This window comes from Halorubellus sp. JP-L1 (assembly GCF_011440375.1).
Taxonomy (GTDB): Archaea; Halobacteriota; Halobacteria; order Halobacteriales; family Natrialbaceae; genus Halorubellus.
Genome location: NZ_JAAOIR010000002.1, coordinates 471,999 through 488,821 on the forward strand (window position 1 = coordinate 471,999; position 16,823 = coordinate 488,821).

17 protein-coding genes and 2 tRNA genes are annotated in these 16,823 nt (G+C 68.7%); 17 read left to right on the top strand and 2 right to left on the bottom strand.

The features are described from left to right. Positions 1-68 precede the first annotated feature (68 nt). The 8 genes from G9C85_RS10840 (at position 69) to G9C85_RS10875 (ending at position 5,677) form a co-directional block, all read left to right on the top strand. Positions 69-605: a universal stress protein gene (locus tag G9C85_RS10840; RefSeq protein WP_166039822.1), complete on the top strand. Its 537-nt coding sequence runs from the start codon at positions 69-71 to the stop codon at positions 603-605. Position 606: 1 nt separating this feature from the next. Continuing rightward, positions 607-1,140, top strand: a complete 534-nt coding sequence (locus G9C85_RS10845) for a GNAT family N-acetyltransferase (RefSeq protein WP_166039824.1) — start codon at positions 607-609, stop codon at positions 1,138-1,140. 77 nt (positions 1,141-1,217) lie between these two features. Continuing rightward, positions 1,218-2,027 (top strand): N-acyl homoserine lactonase family protein, encoded by an 810-nt coding sequence (locus G9C85_RS10850; RefSeq protein WP_166039826.1) that lies wholly within the window; start codon positions 1,218-1,220, stop codon positions 2,025-2,027. A 200-nt stretch (positions 2,028-2,227) separates the two neighbouring features. Beyond that, a complete protein-coding gene (locus G9C85_RS10855) occupies positions 2,228-2,767 on the top strand; it encodes a 2'-5' RNA ligase family protein (RefSeq protein WP_166039827.1) in 540 nt (179 codons plus the stop codon). Between the two features lie 170 nt (positions 2,768-2,937). Then, a complete protein-coding gene (locus G9C85_RS10860; RefSeq protein WP_166039829.1) occupies positions 2,938-3,516 on the top strand; it encodes a 2Fe-2S iron-sulfur cluster-binding protein in 579 nt (192 codons plus the stop codon). Between the two features lie 330 nt (positions 3,517-3,846). Next, positions 3,847-5,286: an MATE family efflux transporter gene (locus G9C85_RS10865; protein WP_166040925.1), complete on the top strand. Its 1,440-nt coding sequence runs from the start codon at positions 3,847-3,849 to the stop codon at positions 5,284-5,286. A 50-nt stretch (positions 5,287-5,336) separates the two neighbouring features. Continuing rightward, positions 5,337-5,468, top strand: a tRNA-Trp gene (locus G9C85_RS10870). Between the two features lie 136 nt (positions 5,469-5,604). Beyond that, a tRNA-Arg gene (locus tag G9C85_RS10875) sits at positions 5,605-5,677 on the top strand. A gap of 164 nt (positions 5,678-5,841) precedes the next feature. On the opposite strand, the gene G9C85_RS10880 is transcribed toward G9C85_RS10875, so the two are convergent. Continuing rightward, positions 5,842-6,072, bottom strand: a complete 231-nt coding sequence (locus G9C85_RS10880) for a hypothetical protein (protein WP_166039831.1) — start codon at positions 6,070-6,072, stop codon at positions 5,842-5,844. A gap of 187 nt (positions 6,073-6,259) precedes the next feature. Between G9C85_RS10880 and G9C85_RS10885 the strand changes: the two genes are divergently transcribed. The 4 genes from G9C85_RS10885 (at position 6,260) to G9C85_RS10900 (ending at position 9,634) form a co-directional block, all read left to right on the top strand. Beyond that, entirely contained in the window at positions 6,260-7,261 is a 1,002-nt protein-coding gene (locus G9C85_RS10885; RefSeq protein WP_166039832.1) for a hypothetical protein, read from the top strand. 231 nt (positions 7,262-7,492) lie between these two features. Next, entirely contained in the window at positions 7,493-8,164 is a 672-nt protein-coding gene (locus G9C85_RS10890) for a helix-turn-helix domain-containing protein (RefSeq protein WP_166039834.1), read from the top strand. 40 nt (positions 8,165-8,204) lie between these two features. Beyond that, positions 8,205-8,642: a CHY zinc finger protein gene (locus G9C85_RS10895; RefSeq protein WP_166039836.1), complete on the top strand. Its 438-nt coding sequence runs from the start codon at positions 8,205-8,207 to the stop codon at positions 8,640-8,642. 155 nt (positions 8,643-8,797) lie between these two features. Then, entirely contained in the window at positions 8,798-9,634 is an 837-nt protein-coding gene (locus G9C85_RS10900) for a hypothetical protein (protein WP_166039838.1), read from the top strand. Positions 9,635-9,664: 30 nt separating this feature from the next. Here G9C85_RS10900 and G9C85_RS10905 read toward each other — a convergent pair whose 3' ends face one another. After that, positions 9,665-10,177, bottom strand: a complete 513-nt coding sequence (locus G9C85_RS10905; RefSeq protein ID WP_166039840.1) for a deoxyuridine 5'-triphosphate nucleotidohydrolase — start codon at positions 10,175-10,177, stop codon at positions 9,665-9,667. Positions 10,178-10,600: 423 nt separating this feature from the next. Here G9C85_RS10905 and G9C85_RS10910 point away from each other — a divergent pair, with 423 nt between their 5' ends. The 5 genes from G9C85_RS10910 to rimI all read left to right on the top strand — a co-directional run bounded on the left by G9C85_RS10910 (position 10,601) and on the right by rimI (position 16,135). Then, complete coding sequence (locus G9C85_RS10910) at positions 10,601-12,580, top strand: aconitate hydratase (RefSeq protein ID WP_166039842.1); 1,980 nt, start codon at positions 10,601-10,603, stop codon at positions 12,578-12,580. 143 nt (positions 12,581-12,723) lie between these two features. Next, a complete protein-coding gene (locus tag G9C85_RS10915) occupies positions 12,724-13,332 on the top strand; it encodes a TetR/AcrR family transcriptional regulator (protein WP_166039844.1) in 609 nt (202 codons plus the stop codon). Between the two features lie 83 nt (positions 13,333-13,415). Further along, positions 13,416-14,900: a glycosyltransferase gene (locus G9C85_RS18905; protein WP_240148862.1), complete on the top strand. Its 1,485-nt coding sequence runs from the start codon at positions 13,416-13,418 to the stop codon at positions 14,898-14,900. Between the two features lie 133 nt (positions 14,901-15,033). Beyond that, the gene (locus tag G9C85_RS10925) at positions 15,034-15,531 is read left to right on the top strand and encodes an HPP family protein (protein ID WP_166039846.1); all 498 of its coding nucleotides are present in this window, start codon (positions 15,034-15,036) and stop codon (positions 15,529-15,531) included. 91 nt (positions 15,532-15,622) lie between these two features. Beyond that, positions 15,623-16,135: a ribosomal protein S18-alanine N-acetyltransferase gene (rimI, locus tag G9C85_RS10930; RefSeq protein WP_166039848.1), complete on the top strand. Its 513-nt coding sequence runs from the start codon at positions 15,623-15,625 to the stop codon at positions 16,133-16,135. The last annotated feature ends 688 nt before the right edge of the window (positions 16,136-16,823 follow it).

Below are 16,823 nucleotides of genomic sequence, written 5' to 3' on the forward strand. Positions count from 1 at the left end.
GGACGCACGCCCGGCGACTTTTGACCCCGAGACCGCTCCGTTCGACCGCCCGTGGGACCTCGCCGCCGATGAGTGAACTGGCGACCGGCGGCGGGTCGGGCACCGAACTCGACCTCGCATCGCTCCCCAACGACTCGACCCGCGACCGCCCGACCGTGCTCCTGCCCGTCGGCGAAACCGACGCCGACCGCGTCGAGCGGCTCGCGTCCACTGCCGCCGAGGTCGCCGGGATGATGGAGACCACAGTCACCGTTCTCCACGTCTTCACGCCCTCGCGGTTCGACGCGGCCGTCGACCGCCTCGGTTACGACCCTGACGTCCCGCCCGATCCGGACGCGGTCGCCGCCCGGGTCGCGCCCGTCCGCGACGTCGTCCGCGCACTCGACGCCCCGCTCGAGATGTGGGGTATGACGATGACGCTCGCCGGCCGCGTCGGCACGGACGTCGGCGCAGCGATCGTCGACGCTGCCGACACCGTCAACGCGAAACGCGTCCTGGTCGGCGGCCGGCGACGCTCCCCGACCGGGAAGGTCGTGTTCGGCAGCACCGCTCAGCGCGTGCTTCTCGACGCGCCCTGCCCGGTGACGTTCGTGAGGGACGACTGAGATGGCGAGCAGATCCTCGACCGAGTCCCACCGCGTCCCCTGCCACGAACACGCCGCACTGGCCCCACCAAGTAGCATCGTCGATGACGACGACCGGCGCATCCGCTACCGCACCGCCGACCCCGAGGACCGCTCCTCGCTCGTCGCGATGTACGAGGACTTCGCGGCCGCCGACCGGACCCAGGGCCTCCCGCCCGTGGAGCGGAGTGGCATCGAGGCGTGGCTGGACGTCGTCCTCGACGACGCGTCGGTCCTCGCCGTCCACGACGGTCGCATCGTCGGCCACGTCATGTTCGTCGCCGACGACGCCGGCGAACACGAACTCGGCGTGTTCGTCCACCAGTACTACCAGGACGCCGGCGTCGGCACGAACCTCCTGCGCGCTGGACTCGCCCACGCAGGACGACGTGGCATCACCGACGTCTGGCTCTCCGTCGCCCCCCGGAACCGGCGAGCGCGCGCCGTCTACGAGCGTCTCGAGTTCGTCGAGGACGGCGAGTGCGACCACGGAATCCGGCTGTCCACGACCCTCTGAGTCGCGACGTCCTCGCGACCGTCGCCTCAGGGCCGTCCGCACCCCAACTTATGTCAACCCGGACCCAATCCCCGGGCATGTCGGCAGACCGTCTCTATACGCTGAACACCGGCCACTGGACGTTCGACTTCTCGATGGCGGTCCAGATGACGAACCTCGGCGAACCCTACGCCGGGACGTGCCCGGTCTACCTGATCGAGCACCCCGAGGGCACGGTCCTCTTCGACACCGGACTCTCCTACGAGATGCAGGCGAACCCGACGAACTACGGGCCCGACGGCGCGCCCCACATGGCGGAGTTCGTCGACGCCATCGACATGGACGAATCCCAGCGCGTCGAGGCGCTCCTCGACGACGTCGGCTACAGTCCCGCGGACGTGGACGTCGTCGTGATGAGTCACCTCCACACCGACCACGCCGGGAACCTCGACGCGTTCGTCGACGCCGGCTGCGAGGTCGTCGTCCAGAAGGACGAACTCCGGTACGCGTTCGCGCCCGACGGCGTCCAGCGCTGGTTCTACCTCACCGGCGACCTCCTCCCGCTCCGCAGACTCGACGCGAACGTGACGCCGATCGACGGCGAGTACGACGTCTTCGGCGACGGGACCGTCGTCGCGTTCCCCACGCCCGGACACAGCCCCGGCCATCAGAGCCTCCAGCTCGAACTCGCCGACGCCGGCACCGTCGTCCTCGCCGCCGACGCCGCGAACCACCGCCAGGGCTACGAGGAGGAACTCGCCGCGTCGTTCGCGTGGAGCCTCGAAGCGACCGTCGACTCCATCCGCGACGTCAAGCACCGCGAACGGACCCGCGACGCTGACGTCTACGTCCACCACGACCCCGACGACATCGCGCGACTCCCCGAACCCCCCGAAGCACTCGAGTAACCCCGGGAAACCGCCATATCGGTTGAATTCGACCGTGGCAGCGGACTGTCTCACCGGCCATCCCTGCGAATCGTCTCCCTGGTCGTTCCCGTGAACCGTCTCGCTGGCCGTTACGTTCAGGAACCCCCACGCGCAAGGTAAGGCACCACCACCCGCGCCGCGTGCAGTGAATCGCGAGCGGACGGCGGCACACACACTCGATGACAGAAATGCACTCGGCGGTCATCTCGACGCTCCCCGACGAACACCACCAGCGCGTCCTCGACATCTGGGCGGACCTCGCCGACGAGTTCGACCTGGATCCCGCCAGCGAACTCCCACCGCCACACATCTCGTATCACGTCGCAACGCGGTACGACTCCTCGACCGTCGAGAGCCGCCTGCACTCCGTCGCCGCCGACACCGACCCCTTCACGGTACACACGGGTGGCGTCGGCGTCTTCACCGCCGCACCCGTCGTCTACCTCCCGCTCGCGCGATCGCCCGCGCTCGCGACCCTCCACGACTCCCTCTGGAGTCGCCTCACCGAGTTCGCGGAACACGCCGACTCCTACTACCAGCCCGACCGATGGTTCCCGCACGTCACGCTCGCGTACCACAGCCTCGACCGCGACCAGCTCGGGGACGTCGTCGAGTTCCTCGGCGAACGCGAGTTCGCGTGGGAGATGGATATCACGGACGTCGCGCACCTCGAGGCGACCGACGACGAGATGCACATCCGCTCGCGCGTCGAATTCTGACGTCCTACGACCGCTCGCGCCCGCCGCAGCCACGGCTCCGGCACTTTCGTGCCCCCGGCACGATCGCAGCCCCGTCATGCCATCTCGCCCGTCGAACGCGCCGCCGTCGGTCGCTCGCCGGCGAGAACAATCACAAGTGAATTAAACCAGGTCTCCTAATCCGCCTACACATGGCAGTCAGCACTGTGGGCCTCGGAATCGGGGTGGCCCTCACGGTCCTCGCCGTCGTCCTGCACTACGCGCGCGGGACCGGCTGGACCGCGAACGAGGACATCTCCCAGGAGGTCCTCGAACACCGCGCCGAGACCGTGCCCGAGACGGACTTCCCGGAGCCGATGAACCGCTCCATCGGCGGTGGCGGCGTCGCCGCGATCGGCGGCGGCGAAGCCGGCGGGGAACTCGCGGAGGGCGAGACCGAAGAGGAGTCGTCCAGTCCCGCGGACATCCCCGAGGACGAAGTGGAGTACTTCGACATCGAGTTCGCGAAGGAAGGCGAGACCATCGAAGTCGCGAACAACGAACCGCTACTGGAAGCCGGCGAAGACGAGGGCTGGGACCTCCCCTACGCCTGCCGGCAAGGCCAGTGCGTCTCCTGTGGCGGCCACATCGCGGACGGCGACGCACGAGACTTCGTCGAGCACGACGACCAGGAGATGCTCGACGACCCCGAACTCGAGGACGGCTACGTCCTCACGTGCGTCGCGTACCCCCGCGACGACTTCACGCTCGAGACCAGCGAGACGCCCTGACCGCGGAACACCACCCAACCGCTCGCAGCTCGACTCCGTCTCTCTCCCGCACTCCGAACCCCGTAGCTTTCGGTCCGGTCGCGCTCGCAGTCCACTCGCCTACGTCGCCGGCGAGAGCAGTTCAGGCGCCGAAAGAGGACTCACGCTCGCCCCCGGCGCGAAGCCAGAGCGGAAAACGCCCCACTCGACCCGTCCTACGACCCCAGCCCCTGGTCTTTCGTTCGCGTCCCACGGAACGTATCAACAGGTTCAAGCCTCCGGTTTTCGTTTCGAAACGTAGTGAGTTCCCGCGGAGACGACTCCATCACGGAGGGTGGGCTCGTCCGGCCGATGATCCGGCTCGCGTGGCCCATCGTCACCATCCAGCTCCTCCAGGTCGCCTACAACGTCGCCGACACGTTCTGGCTCGGCCGCTTCAGCGCCGACGCCGTCGGCGCGATGAGCATCGGGTTCCCGATCATCTTCCTCCTCATCAGCGTCGCCGGCGGATTCACGGCCGCCGGCGCCATCCTCGTCGCCCAGTACACGGGCGCCGAGAGCGAAGGGTCAGCCGGCACCATCGCCGGCCAAACCCTCGGCTTCGTCACGCTCCTCGCACTCGCACTCTCCGCACTCGGCTACCTCTTCACCGACGACCTCCTCGCGCTCCTCCCCAGCCAGGCCGACACCACCGCCGACGTCATCCCGCTCGCCGCCGCCTACATGGAAGTGTTCTTCCTCGGGCTCCCCTTCCTCTTCGGTTTCTTCGTGTTCTCAGCGCTCATGCGGGGCTACGGCGACACCCAGACGCCGATGCGCGTCATGTTCCTCTCCGTCGCCCTCAACGTCGTCCTCGACCCAATCCTCATCTTCGGGTGGGACGCCGTCTTCATCCCCGGCCTCGGCATCCGCGGCGCCGCACTCGCCACCATCATCTCCCGCGGCGCCGCCAGCGCACTCGGCATTTACGTCCTCTTCTTCACGCACAAAGGCCCGACCGTCTCCGTCAGCGACCTCCGCCTCGAACTCGAGCACGTCACCGAGATCGTCCGCATCGGCGTCCCCTCCGCGCTCGAGCAGTCCGCGAGCGCCGCCGCCATGCTCACCCTCACCGCCATGGTCGTCACGTTCGCCCCCGCCGTCGTCGCCGCCTACGGCCTCGGCAACCGCCTCGTCTCCGTCATCTTCCTCCCCGCCATGGGACTCGGCAGAGCGACCAACACTATGGTCGGCCAGAACCTCGGCGCCGGCAACGACGACCGCGCCGAACGCGCCGTCTGGATCGCCGCCAAAGCCAGCGCCGGCGTCATGCTCGTCGCCGCCGCCATCGCCGCCCTCTTCCCCGAACCCATCGTCGGCGTCTTCATGGCCACCGGCACCGACAGAGCCGTCGAAACCATCCAGTACGGGAGCGAATACCTCCGCATCCGCAGCGTCGAATTCGCGTTCATCGGCGTCCTTCAGGTCCTCCTCGGCGCCTTCCGCGGCGCCGGCGACACCAAGACCGCAATGGGCTTCTCCATCGTCGCCCTCTGGATCGGCCGCGTCCCCACCGTCGCCTACCTCGCACTCGGCATCATCACGCTTGGACCCATAACCATACTCGGCCTCGACCTCGGTCCACTCGTCATCCAGGCCCTCGACATGGGCCCCCGAGGCATCTGGATCGGGATGGCCGTCGGAAACGTCATCGGCGCCATCGCCGCCGCCGCCTACTTCACCCGCGGCACCTGGAAGACCACCGTCATCGACGACGAACCAGGCACCACCACCGCTGCCGGCGACGAATAAGACGCAACGAACGCAACCGTTTCACACTCCACCACGCAACCAGAGAGCGAGGGCCCGTAGCTCAGTGGACAGAGTGCTTGGTTCCAGACCACGATGTCGCGGGTTCAAATTCTGTCAGAGCACGCTCTGACTGACTCCCATTCGCTCGCTAGCGCTCGCTCACGGGAGTCCCGTCGGGTCCGCTCCAACGACACCTGTTCGCTCGTACGTAGTCGAACTACCATCAGTTTCAGCACTGACGGATGTCACTCAATTCGATTCCCCACCGGACAGCTGGTTCACAACCGTTATAGCACCCCGAGAGCAATTCGTACCCGAGGGCCCGTAGCTCAGTGGACAGAGTGTTTGGTTCCGGACCAAGATGTCGCGGGTTCAAATCCCGTCGGGTCCGCTCGGATTCGCTTCGTTGTCCTCGCTCCCCCGACGTAGTCCCCCTCGCTCCCTGCGGTCGCTCGCGGGACTCCCGTCGGGTCCGCTTTCTCGGTGCGCAAAACGGCGAGCGTAGCGAGGAGTCGAGGAGCGGAACGATATTGGGTACTGGTGGTCGGATTATTCCTAGTTCTGGTGTGTGCGCGACCCGAGGAAGGGGACTCGTTCGAGTACGGAGTTCCCGCCGGTGAGTCGCCAGCGGATGTACTCGGGGAGGAACAGCATACCGATTCCGCACGCGAGGAACAGCGCTCCCGTTGGGTAGCTGCCTTCGATGAGGCTCTGTGCGCCGGGGACGAGGAACGGCCCCGCCATCAGGAACCCGAGCAGCCACCAGACGTCGTTGAGGATTCCCATCAGTTCGGCACCCGGAGTCGGTTCGTCGCGTGTGGTTTGCTGCCGGCTCGTGGCCGGGTCGTCGGTCGCTGTCGGTGGGGCTCGGTCACGAGCGACGCCATGCGTTCGAGGGATAAGGCCCATTCGATGCGGTGGTCGCGCAGGGCCGCTATTCACTTACGTTCGTGGGTGTTATTAGCACGATTGCATGACGGGCCTGTCGCGCGAGGAACGGTCGCGGTTGGCGGCATTGCGGGCAGTGACGTCGCTCGAGGCGCTCGTGGACGTCGTCGACGCGGCCGACGTGGACGAGGCGTACTTCGAGGCGAAGGCGGAGTGGCGGCGGCTCCGCGGGCTGGAGCTCGGCGAACCACGTCCTCCGGACGGTGGCGTTCCGGGGGCGACGGTGGTCGTCGACGGGCGGCGGTTTCACGTCAACGGCGTCACGCACGCCGACACGCGAGCGGAGCGGGCGTTCCTCCGCGAGCACGTCCGTGGGTACCTCGACGCGGGCGACGTCGTGTATTGCGAGCAGGGCGTCCGCGGGATGTACTTCCGGGACTTCGCGGGGGTCTACGGGATGGACGACTACCGGTGGGCGCTCCGGGAGTGCGAGCGGCGGGGTATCGAGTCTCACGTCGACGGTGACCCGTTCGACTCGCTCGCCGAGGACGTCGGCGATCTGGCGAGCGAGTTCCAGGAGGCGGCGTTCGCGCTCGTGGACGCGAGCGGCGACCGCTTCGGGCGGCGGTTCGAGGAGGCGCTCGGGGCGGTCGCCAGCGAGTTCTTCGGGAGTCACACCGATCGCGCGACGGCCTCGGACTTCGCGTCGTTCCGTCTCCGGGAGCGTGCGGCCGCGGACCCGTCGACGCTCTGGCGACTCCAGCGGTACTACGAGTGCGCGTTCCTCCCGCAGCCCGTCGAGCGCGAGTGGCTGCGGCGGCACGACCCGGAACTTGAACTCGTCACGCACGCCCGGAACGCGCGCATGGCGGACTACGCGATCCATCACGCGGAGGCTTCCCGGACCGTCGACGGCGAGTCCGTTCCCGGGAGGGAGTCCGCCCACGGGCGCGACGGGATCGCTGTCTCCGGTGGCGACGTCCACCTCGTCGTGGGGGCGGCGCATCAGCCGGGTGTCCGCTATTATCTGGAACGATACCGCGGTGGCGAGCGCACGCGAGGCGGGTTCGAACCGGTTCTCGAGTGAGCGCTCGTCCACGCTGTGCCGGTTCGTGTCGGGTCCAGCTTTCGCTCGTGGTTGTTGGCTCTCGGCAACCCACAATTTTGTCAGGCAACCAACTACCACTAAATAACTCGAACCTGTATATACAGGCAGCACCGATATGGAGTGGCCCGTTGGAAACGTGAACGGGTTTGAACACCTTGATTGATACGGGGGAATATAGGATGCACGTCTCAACAACATCGAGCGTTTAGGATGTTCGTACAGTTTCACCTCGACTCGACGGCTCTCCAGACCGCGATCGAGCACGCGCCGGGGACGCACGTCACGGTTCAGCACGTCGACGCGACACCGACGATACCCCTCCGTAGCGTCTTCTGGGCGTCGGATTGCGAATTCGACGCATTCGAGCGTGGTCTCGAAGCCGACGAAACGATAACGGATTCGCGACTCGTCGCCGAGAACGGCGACGAGCGACTCTATCGCGCGCACTACCACGAAGACATCCCGGACGTCGCCATCTATCGTGCCGCCATCGAGGCCGACGGCGTGTTCCTCAAGGGGGAGTCGTCCGGCGACGGCTGGACGCTGAAGATGCTGTTCCCGACCCGGGACGCGTTCAACGAGTTCCGGGACGCGTGCGCCGCCGTCGACCTGTCGATCGACGTCGACTCGATCTACAGCAAGCCGTTCTCGGGGTCCGGCGACGAGATCGCGCTCACGGACCCGCAGCGGGATCTGTTGACGCGCGCGGTCGAGGTCGGGTACTTCGACATTCCGCGCGAGACCACGCTCCAGGAGCTCGGCCAGCAGATGAACATCTCCGGGCAGGCGGCGTCGGAGCGGCTGCGACGCGGCATGGAGACGCTCATCCGCGAGACCGTCACCGAGGAGGCGCTCGCGAAAGCGGAGAACACCGACACGTAGCACCGATACGCAAACGAGTCTGGGGGGACGACCCTGAACCGTGAGCGAGGACGACCCTGCGGCACGAACGGGCCGTGACGAGCGGGCACGAGCAGCGACGGAATCGGCCGACGTCGACGCTGAACCCGACCGCTCCTCGCGTCGGGTCAGCGTCGTCGGCGAGGAGCGCGTTCGCGGCGTCGAGGTGGACGCTGTGACGCGATGCGCGCACTACGGAACCGACCGCGACGTCGTCGCGATCCGGGTCGCGTGCTGCGAGCGATTCTATCCGTGTCACGCCTGTCACGCGGCGGTCGCCGAGCACGACGCCGAGCGCTGGCCGCGGTCGTCGTTCGACGCGCCAGCGATCCTCTGTGGCGCCTGCGGGACCGTGCTCTCCATCGAGACGTACCTCGACTGCGAGCACGCCTGTCCCGATTGCGGGCACGCGTTCAATCCGGGGTGTGCGGCGCACGCCGACCGCTACTTCGACGTATAATCAGGTGTGCGGCGCACGCGGACGGCAACGTCGAGGTATCCCACCGTGTTCGCTATCGCCCTGCGACGACGACGCGACCGTCGGTCGGCCGTCGACCGGCGACAGGTGCGGACCAAAAAGGTCGTAACCACCCCCATGCTAGCGTCGGACGACTGATGACCGGTTCCACTCACGTCCGCGTCGCCCTCGCGCTCGTTCTCGCCGTCTCCCTCGCAGGGTGCGGGGCGGCGAACCTGCCGTTCCTCGGCGACGACGACCCCGACGACGGGGAGGCCGAGCGGATCGCCGCGGACGCCGTCGGCGAGATGCAGTCCGTATCGGCGTACAACTTCTCCACGCGGCAGATCGTCTCCTTCGGACAGAACGAACTGAACGTGACCACCGAGGGGACCGTCAATCACTCGAGCGAGCGGTTGCGGATGGAGGTCGTGGAGTCCGTGGAGACGAACACGACGCGCTCGAAGCAGTTCTCGACCGTGTACGTCGTCGGCGACACCCGCTGCCGGTCGGTCTCGAACGACGAGTCCGAGTGGAACGTCACGGCGGGCGCCGACGCGTGGAACGGCGGGCTCTCCCCGGCCGCCCAGGCCGAGATCCTGAACGCGTCCGGCACCGAAGCCGCGTTGCTGGAGAACACCACCGTTCGCGGCCAGGACGCGTACGTCGTCCGGATCACGCCGGACGTCGCCGCACTCGAGCGCGTCGTCGCGAACGAGACGACCGCGGACCTCTCGCAGGTCACCGTCCGGAACGCGACCATCACGCAGTACGTCGCCCACGACGACAACCGCCTGCTGCGGTCCGAGATCGACCTCGCGTTCGTCCAGCAGGGTCGCCTGACGACGATGACGCTCGCGATGACGTACAGCGACTACGGCGACGTCCCGCCCATCACGATCCCCGAGAACGACGACGGCGAACCGGTCTGTCCGACGAACGCGTCCAGTAGCGTCACGTCCGGTAGCGTCACGTCCAGTGGCGTCGCGGCCTGAAACCGCCCGTTCCGTCGCTTCTCCTCCGGGTCAAGGTGAGAGGTTCTCGCCCTGGTAGTCGCCGTCGTACTCGCCGTCGTGTTCCGCTTCCGCGAGCACGAGCTGTGCGATGCGCGCGCCCTCGACGAGTTCGACGTCGTGATGGACCTGGAGGAGGCCCTCGCCGCGGCCCTCGTAGCCGGCGTCCCAGACCGCGGTGTTCAGCATGCACGAGTTCCGCATGAGCGACGACCGCGGGTAGACGAACCCGACGTGGCCCTCGGGGATCGAGATCGTCTCGCCGTACCGGACGACGTACGATCCCTCCTCGAGGTAGTACGTGCCGGCGTCGACGTCGCGGTCACCGCTTGCGGTGGTGTCGCCACCGACCGTTTCGGGTTCGCGCTCCTGCCGAGCACCGACTTCCTTGCCGTCGCGGCCGATGCGACCCGGTTCGCGTTGCTCGAACACGGCGTCGAGCGTCAGGTCGACGCCGTTGGGCTGGTGTTGGTCGGCGCGCGTCGGTTCCACGTGCGAAGCCACGAACGACCCAGCGCGATACATACCCGGCAGGACCCGGTCGAATGGAATGTAGCTTGCGGGTCGCGACCGCCACCTCGGATGGGGCGGTACCAGCAGACGATGCGGTCGCTGCGGAAGGCGTCGAGCGAACCGGTGATGTCGGCGGTTCCGGGAGATGTCGGCCGCTGCGGGTGATGTCGGCGGTTCCGGGAGATGTCGGCCGCTGCGGGTGATGTCGGCGGTTCCGGGAGATGTCGGCGGTTCCGGGAGATGTCGGTTACGCGGGCTGTTGGCGGTCGCCGAAGATGGTGTCGGTCGCCGGAGTTCGGTGCGCCTGACGTGGACGCTCGTCCACTTCGGTGGCAAGATTCGCACGAATCGCGAGGCGGCGGCGGTGGTTCCGCACCGTTTTCCCCCACCTAACTCGCGGGTTTTAAGGTCGGGCGGGGCGGAGCTTTGAACGCTATGGGACAGACACTTACCGAGAAAATCCTCGACGACCACCTCGTCGAGGGCGAACTCGAGACCGGCGAGGAGATCGGGATCGAGATCGACCAGGTCCTCACGCAGGACACGACGGGGACCATGGTCTGGCTCCAGTTCGAGGCGATGGGGCTGGACGAGGTCCAGACGGAGATCGCGGCGCAGTACTGCGACCACCAGACGTACCAGTTCGACTTCAAGAACACGGACGACCACCGCTTCCTCCGTTCGGCCGCGGGCACGTACGGCGCGCACTTCTCTCGCCCCGGCAACGGCATCTGCCACAACGTCCACAAGGAGAACTTCGCCGCCCCCGGCAAGACGATGCTCGGGTCGGACTCGCACACGCCGACGCCCGGCGGCCTCGGTGAGCTCGCCATCGGCGCCGGCGGTATCGACGTTACGGTCGCCATGGGTGGCGCGCCGTACTACATCGAGATGCCGGAAGTCGTGAACGTCCGCCTCGAAGGCGAACTCCCCGAGTGGGCGACCGCGAAGGACGTCATCCTCGAGATGCTCCGACGGCTCTCCGTGAAGGGCGGCGTCGGCAAGGTCCTCGAGTACACCGGTCCGGGCGTGGAGACGCTCTCCGTCCCGGAACGCACCACCATCACGAACATGGGCACCGAGCTCGGTGCGACCTCCTCGATCTTCCCGACCGACGAGAACACCCGGGACTACCTCGCGCGCCAGGACCGCGAGGAGGACTTCGTCGAGGTCGGCCCGGACGAGGACGCGGACTACGACGACGAGATCGTCGTCGACCTCTCCGACATCGAGCCGCTGATCGCGGAGCCGTCGATGCCGGACAACATCGTGCCCGTCCGCGAGGTCGAGGGCGTCGACGTCAGCCAGGTCATGATCGGGTCCTGTACGAACGGTGCGTACAGCGACATCCTGCCCTCTGCGAAGATGCTCGAGGGCCGCGAGGTCGACATGAAGACCGAGATGATCGTCGCGCCAGGGAGCAAGCAGGCGAGCGAGATGCTCGCGCGCGACGGCTGGGTCGCTGAGATGATGGCGGCCGGCGTCAACTTCTCCGAGGCGACGTGCGGTGCCTGTATCGGGATCGGGCACGTGCCCGCCTCCGACTCCGTGAGCCTCCGGACGTTCAACCGGAACTTCGAGGGTCGTTCGGGGATCGACGACGACTCCGTCTACCTGTGCTCGCCGGAGGTCGCCACCGCGGCGGCAATCAAGGGCGAGATCGTGGACCCGCGGGACCTCGCCGACGAACTCGGCGACCTCGAGGATCCCGGGTTCGAGCTCCCCGACCAGTACGACGGCTCGAAGACGGACCTCATCGCGCCCGACGAGGCCGTCGACGACGAGCTCGTGAAGGGCCCGAACATCAAGGACGTCCCGCTGAAGGACGCGCTCGACGCGGAGCTCCGCGGCGAGAACCTCCTGAAGATGGGGGACAACATCACGACCGACCACATCACGCCCGCGAACGCGGACGCCCTGATGTACCGGTCGAACATCCCCGAGTACTCGAAGTTCACGCTCACGCGGATCGACGAGACGTTCCCCGAGCGCGCCGAGGCCGCCGACGGCGGCGTCCTCGTCGCGGGCGAGAACTACGGCCAGGGGTCGAGCCGCGAGCACGCCGCGATGTGCCCGATGTACCTCGGAATCGACGCGGTGTTCGCGCAGAGCTTCGCGCGCATCCACAAGGCGAACCTCTTCAACTTCGGCATCGTGCCGTTCGCGATCGACGCCGAGGACTACGAGGAGATCGACCAGGGCGACGAGCTCGCGGTCGTCGACGACATCCGCGAGGGCGTCGAGTCCGGCCAGGAGGAGTTCACGGTCAGCGTGAACGGCGACTGGGAGTTCACGGCGACGCTGGACGCGTCCGAGCGCGAGCGCGACATGCTCGCGGTCGGCGGGAAGCTCCCGTGGACGAAGGAGCAGGCGACCGGTGACGACGGCAGCGGCGCGACGCCCGCGGACGACTGAGGACGCAGGCGGCTCTCTCCCTCTCTCTTTCCGGTCGCGTAGCGGTCGCGTCGATGGGCTCCTGGGGGCTCGGTGATGGGTTCGTTGAGACGCTGGCGGCGCGGCGGGAACCTTCAAGCCCCTAGACTGACTAGTCGGTCAGCATGAGCGAGACAGAGTCCGCGGCGGCGCGGTCGGAGGCGGTCCAGCAGATCATGCGCGGGACGTACGAGGCGCTGTGCGAGCGCGGGTACGCGGACCTGCGGATGGTCGACATCGCGGACCGCACGGACCTCTCGAAGTCGACGCTGCACTATCACTTCGACTCGAAGCACGACCTCCTCCTCGCGTTCCTCGAGTACCTCTACGAGGACTTCGAGCGCGAACTCGCAGCGATCGCCGGCGACGACCCCGGCGAGCGACTGCGCGAGCTCGTCCGGACGGCGTACCACGACGACGACGACGGCCGCGAGGAGCTCCGCGTCGCCATCCTCGAGATCGAGGCGCAGGCGCCGTACGACGACGCGTTCCGCGACCGCCTCCGGCGCTTCGACCGCCTGCTGCACGACGTCGTCCGGTCGAACGTCGAGGAGGGCAAGGAGACCGGGCGATTCCGGCGGGACGTGGACGCGGACGCGGTCGCGACGTTCGTCGCGACGGCACTGACGGGCGCACACAACCGGCGCGTCAGCCTCGGCGTCGACACGAGCGACGTCGAGACGATGTTGCTCGACTACCTCGACGAACGCCTCGTCGAGGACGGCAGCGACTGAATCCGGGCGGCCTCGGCACAACGAACCGTCGCTGGCACCACAAGACATACGTCCAGATAGTCGAACGTCCCGACAGATAGCCAATGGTACCGACGATTGCCGTCGCACACTATCCAGAAGGTGCGGGGCACGCGACCCGGATGCTCGCGATCGCCGAGGCCATCGAGGACGCGGGCGGGGCCGTGCGGATGGCCGGCGGCGGCGCCGGCGCCGAGTTCGTCGCACTGAACGGCTACGACGAGTTCGAGCCGACCGTCGTCGACTACATCGACACGTACCAGGACGGCTCGCTCTGGCAGACGGCGACCGAGAGCGTGCCCGCGACCCTCGGCCGGATTGCGGACTACGAGTCCTGGCTCGACGCCACCGACCCGGACGCGCTCGTCACGGACGACATGTTCGCCGCGATGGCCGCGAACCGCGTCGGGGTGCCGCTGTACGTCCTCAAGCACGACATGCCGGGGCTGTACGACGACGTCGTCGAGCGAACCGGTGCCGGGTTCCACACGACGTTCCAGCTGTCGGCCGCGCGCGAGTTCTACTATCCGGTCGTGTGGCCCCAGTCAGGAGCGGACCCGGGGCGAGCGACGCGGATTCCGCCGGTCGCGCTCGACGGCCACCCGCCGGTTCGGGACGAGGCGGACGTCGTCGTCGTCCCGAGTCACTACTCGTCGCTCGACCGGGTCGCCGAGCACCTCCGCCGGCAGGGCTACGACGTCCTGAACGTCGCCGACGCGGACTGGGACCCGGTGCCGTCGCTGCTGCCGTACATCCGCGGCGCAGACGCGGTCGTCTGCTCGGGGTACTCGACGATCATGGACGCCGCGGTCGCGGGGACGCCCTGCGTCGTCCATCCGGCGACCGACGAGCAGGACGCCGTGGCGGACTGGCTGGAGCGCTTCGACGTCGACGGGTTCGCGGTCGCGCCCGATCCGATCGACGTCCTCGACGCCGTCGCGGACCCACCGGAGCCCCCGGCGTTCGAGAACGGCGCGACGTACATCGCCGAGCGGGTCGTCGGGGACCTCCGCGACCCGGACCCGTACGCGAGCGAGAACGACGAAGGCGGGGAGGGGAACGTGGACGCGAGCGATGCCGGGCGTGACGGCGCGGTCGACGAGGAGATGCACGTCGTCGCGGGTCGGTCGCGCCTCGGCGCGCTCGCGACGGTCCCGACGGTCGCGGTCGCGGCCCTGGTCGCGACCGGGAGCGTGCTCTCCCCGACGCGGTTCGGGCGCGGCGTCGGGAGCCGGGGGCGGCGCGCGCTCGGCGCATTCGGTGCCGGCGTCGCTCGCGGCCTCCGTGCGGGACGCGACGGCGCCAGCGCTACCGCGAACGCCGTCGTCGAGGTCGTCGGCGGCGCCGTCGCGAGTGCGGTGGCGCGACTCTCCACGGTCGAACTCGGCGCGCCGAGCGTCGGCGTCGGACGCGGGGCTTCTCGCGTCGGCCGGGCGGCTCGCCGGGTCGGCGCGACCGCGACGCACGCGCTCTCGAGTGTCGCCGACGGCTGCCTCGACGCCCTCGGCCGGTGCCGTCGCGTGGCAGCCAGCCGCCTCGAGGGCCGCTGACCGCCCGCCACCGGGTCAGGACCGACGGCCGAGACCGAGGCCGGCGCGACTGACTCGCGGGGAACATCCCGGTCGACCAGCGCGCGCGGAGGGAACGTCATCCACTTGTCGATGCGGGCGCTCGGCTCGGGCAATGAGCGACTCGACGCCCGCCACGTTCGCCGGCGAGGTCGTGCGGAGCGCGTACGCTGGCGGGCTGCTCGTCGCGTCGACGGTCGCGGCGTGGCTGCTCGGCGTCGCGCTCGTGTTCCCGAGCCTCGGGCCGTCAGCGTACGTGCTCGCGACCGTCGACGACCCGCCGACGCGCCGGCGCGTCGTCGCCGGGCACGCGGTCGGCGTCGCCGCGGGCGCCGGCGCGTACTACGCGCTCGCGGGCGGGCTCGCGGTCACGGCCGCGCTCGAGCCCGGGTCGACGGCGACGCTCCGCCTCGGCCTCGCCGGCGTCGTCTCCGTCGCCGCGACGACGTTCGGGATGCGGTACTTCTCGGTGCCGCACGCGCCAGCGTGCGCGACGACGCTCATCGTCTCGCTCGGCCTCCTCACCGCGCCACTCGAACTCGTCGGGATCGTCGCGTCCGTCGGCGTCCTCGTCGTCGTCGACGCCGCCGTCAACCGCAGCGGGCTCGTGTGAAGACGGCGACGGGAGTGCGCGTCGACGGTGTCGGCGGCTACTCCGGTGCGGACACCGGACATTGATGGCCGAGCACGCCCAACCCCCGGGCGTGACGACGACGGCCCCCGACGACGGCGACGCGCGGTCGCGCATCCGGCAGGCCGACCGCGCGGACTTGCTCGCCATCTACCGGATCGAGAAGGCGTCGTTCCCGCAGCCGTGGCCGTACGAGGTGTTCGACCGATTCCTCGGCGAACCGGGATTCCTCGTGGCGATCGAGGGCGAAGCGGTCGTCGGGTACGTGGTCGCTGACGTCGTTCCGAACCACGGCCGGTCGTTCGGGCACGTCAAAGACCTCGCGGTCCACCCCGACCGCCGCGGCCGAGGGTACGGGCGTCGCTTGCTCGCGCACTCGCTGACGCGACTCGCGGAGGCGGACGCGACGAGCGCGAAACTCGAGGTCCGCGAGGGGAACGAACCCGCGAAGCACCTCTACCGCGACTTCGGGTTCCAGGCGCTCCGGCGCGTCGAGGGCTACTACGACGACGGCGAGAACGCGCTCGTGATGGTGCGCGAACTCGACGACTGGGGCCGACGCGACCGCGACTACGGCGGTCACTGAACGAACGACCGCGATTACACAGCGGAAGAGACGGCACTGCGAACGGATAGAAAGCCCCGGCTCGTTCGCGATTACACAGCGGAAGAGACGGCACCGCGAACGTATAGAAAGCCCCGGCGCGTTCGCCCGCCCTCGCTCGCTGTGGTCCTCGTCGCTCACTGCGTTCGCGACTGCGGTCCTTGCTTCGCGACGCCGGGCGAACGCGCCGCCCCTTTCAGTCCCACCCCGACCGGGACCGCACCGCCACCGCTTCCGCGACCGCACCGCGCCCTGCCCTCCCCCTACTCGCAGCGCGCGCCGTCGGCGCGCGCTGCTCGCGGCCCGGACGGTGGATCGAATAGGGCGTTCGACCGCCGGCTGGCGCGCGGTGTCGTAGCCGCGCGAGTGAAGACGAGCGCGGCTGCGTCGATACCGTGCGAGGTTCCCGCGAGCGAAGCGAGCGGGAGCACGTGAGAGCGTGCTCTCACGGAGGACGAGCACCGAGGCCGCAGGCCGAGGCGCGCAGTCGGCTGGGGAGGGCGAGGCTGCGGTGCCGTCGCGGTCGGGTGGGACTGAACGGGGCCGTGCGCTCGATCCGTCCCGGACGCCACAAGCACCGCAGGCGAGCGGAGCGACGCCGAGGAGCGCAGTGCGCGTCCCGGACGGTCGAGCGTGCGGGGGCGTTCGGGGCGGTATTCGATGTAGTGTG

Bases quoted from the DNA above. Each gene is read 5' to 3' on its own strand.
- G9C85_RS10840 (WP_166039822.1), top strand. From the start codon at position 69: ATGAGTGAACTGGCGACCGGCGGCGGGTCGGGCACCGAACTCGACCTC.
- G9C85_RS10845 (WP_166039824.1), top strand. From the start codon at position 607: ATGGCGAGCAGATCCTCGACCGAGTCCCACCGCGTCCCCTGCCACGAA.
- G9C85_RS10850 (WP_166039826.1), top strand. From the start codon at position 1,218: ATGTCGGCAGACCGTCTCTATACGCTGAACACCGGCCACTGGACGTTC.
- G9C85_RS10855 (WP_166039827.1), top strand. From the start codon at position 2,228: ATGACAGAAATGCACTCGGCGGTCATCTCGACGCTCCCCGACGAACAC.
- G9C85_RS10860 (WP_166039829.1), top strand. From the start codon at position 2,938: ATGGCAGTCAGCACTGTGGGCCTCGGAATCGGGGTGGCCCTCACGGTC.
- G9C85_RS10865 (WP_166040925.1), top strand. From the start codon at position 3,847: ATGATCCGGCTCGCGTGGCCCATCGTCACCATCCAGCTCCTCCAGGTC.
- G9C85_RS10880 (WP_166039831.1), bottom strand. From the start codon at position 6,072: ATGGGAATCCTCAACGACGTCTGGTGGCTGCTCGGGTTCCTGATGGCG.
- G9C85_RS10885 (WP_166039832.1), top strand. From the start codon at position 6,260: ATGACGGGCCTGTCGCGCGAGGAACGGTCGCGGTTGGCGGCATTGCGG.
- G9C85_RS10890 (WP_166039834.1), top strand. From the start codon at position 7,493: ATGTTCGTACAGTTTCACCTCGACTCGACGGCTCTCCAGACCGCGATC.
- G9C85_RS10900 (WP_166039838.1), top strand. From the start codon at position 8,798: ATGACCGGTTCCACTCACGTCCGCGTCGCCCTCGCGCTCGTTCTCGCC.
- G9C85_RS10905 (WP_166039840.1), bottom strand. From the start codon at position 10,177: ATGTATCGCGCTGGGTCGTTCGTGGCTTCGCACGTGGAACCGACGCGC.
- G9C85_RS10910 (WP_166039842.1), top strand. From the start codon at position 10,601: ATGGGACAGACACTTACCGAGAAAATCCTCGACGACCACCTCGTCGAG.
- G9C85_RS10915 (WP_166039844.1), top strand. From the start codon at position 12,724: ATGAGCGAGACAGAGTCCGCGGCGGCGCGGTCGGAGGCGGTCCAGCAG.
- G9C85_RS18905 (WP_240148862.1), top strand. From the start codon at position 13,416: ATGGTACCGACGATTGCCGTCGCACACTATCCAGAAGGTGCGGGGCAC.
- G9C85_RS10925 (WP_166039846.1), top strand. From the start codon at position 15,034: ATGAGCGACTCGACGCCCGCCACGTTCGCCGGCGAGGTCGTGCGGAGC.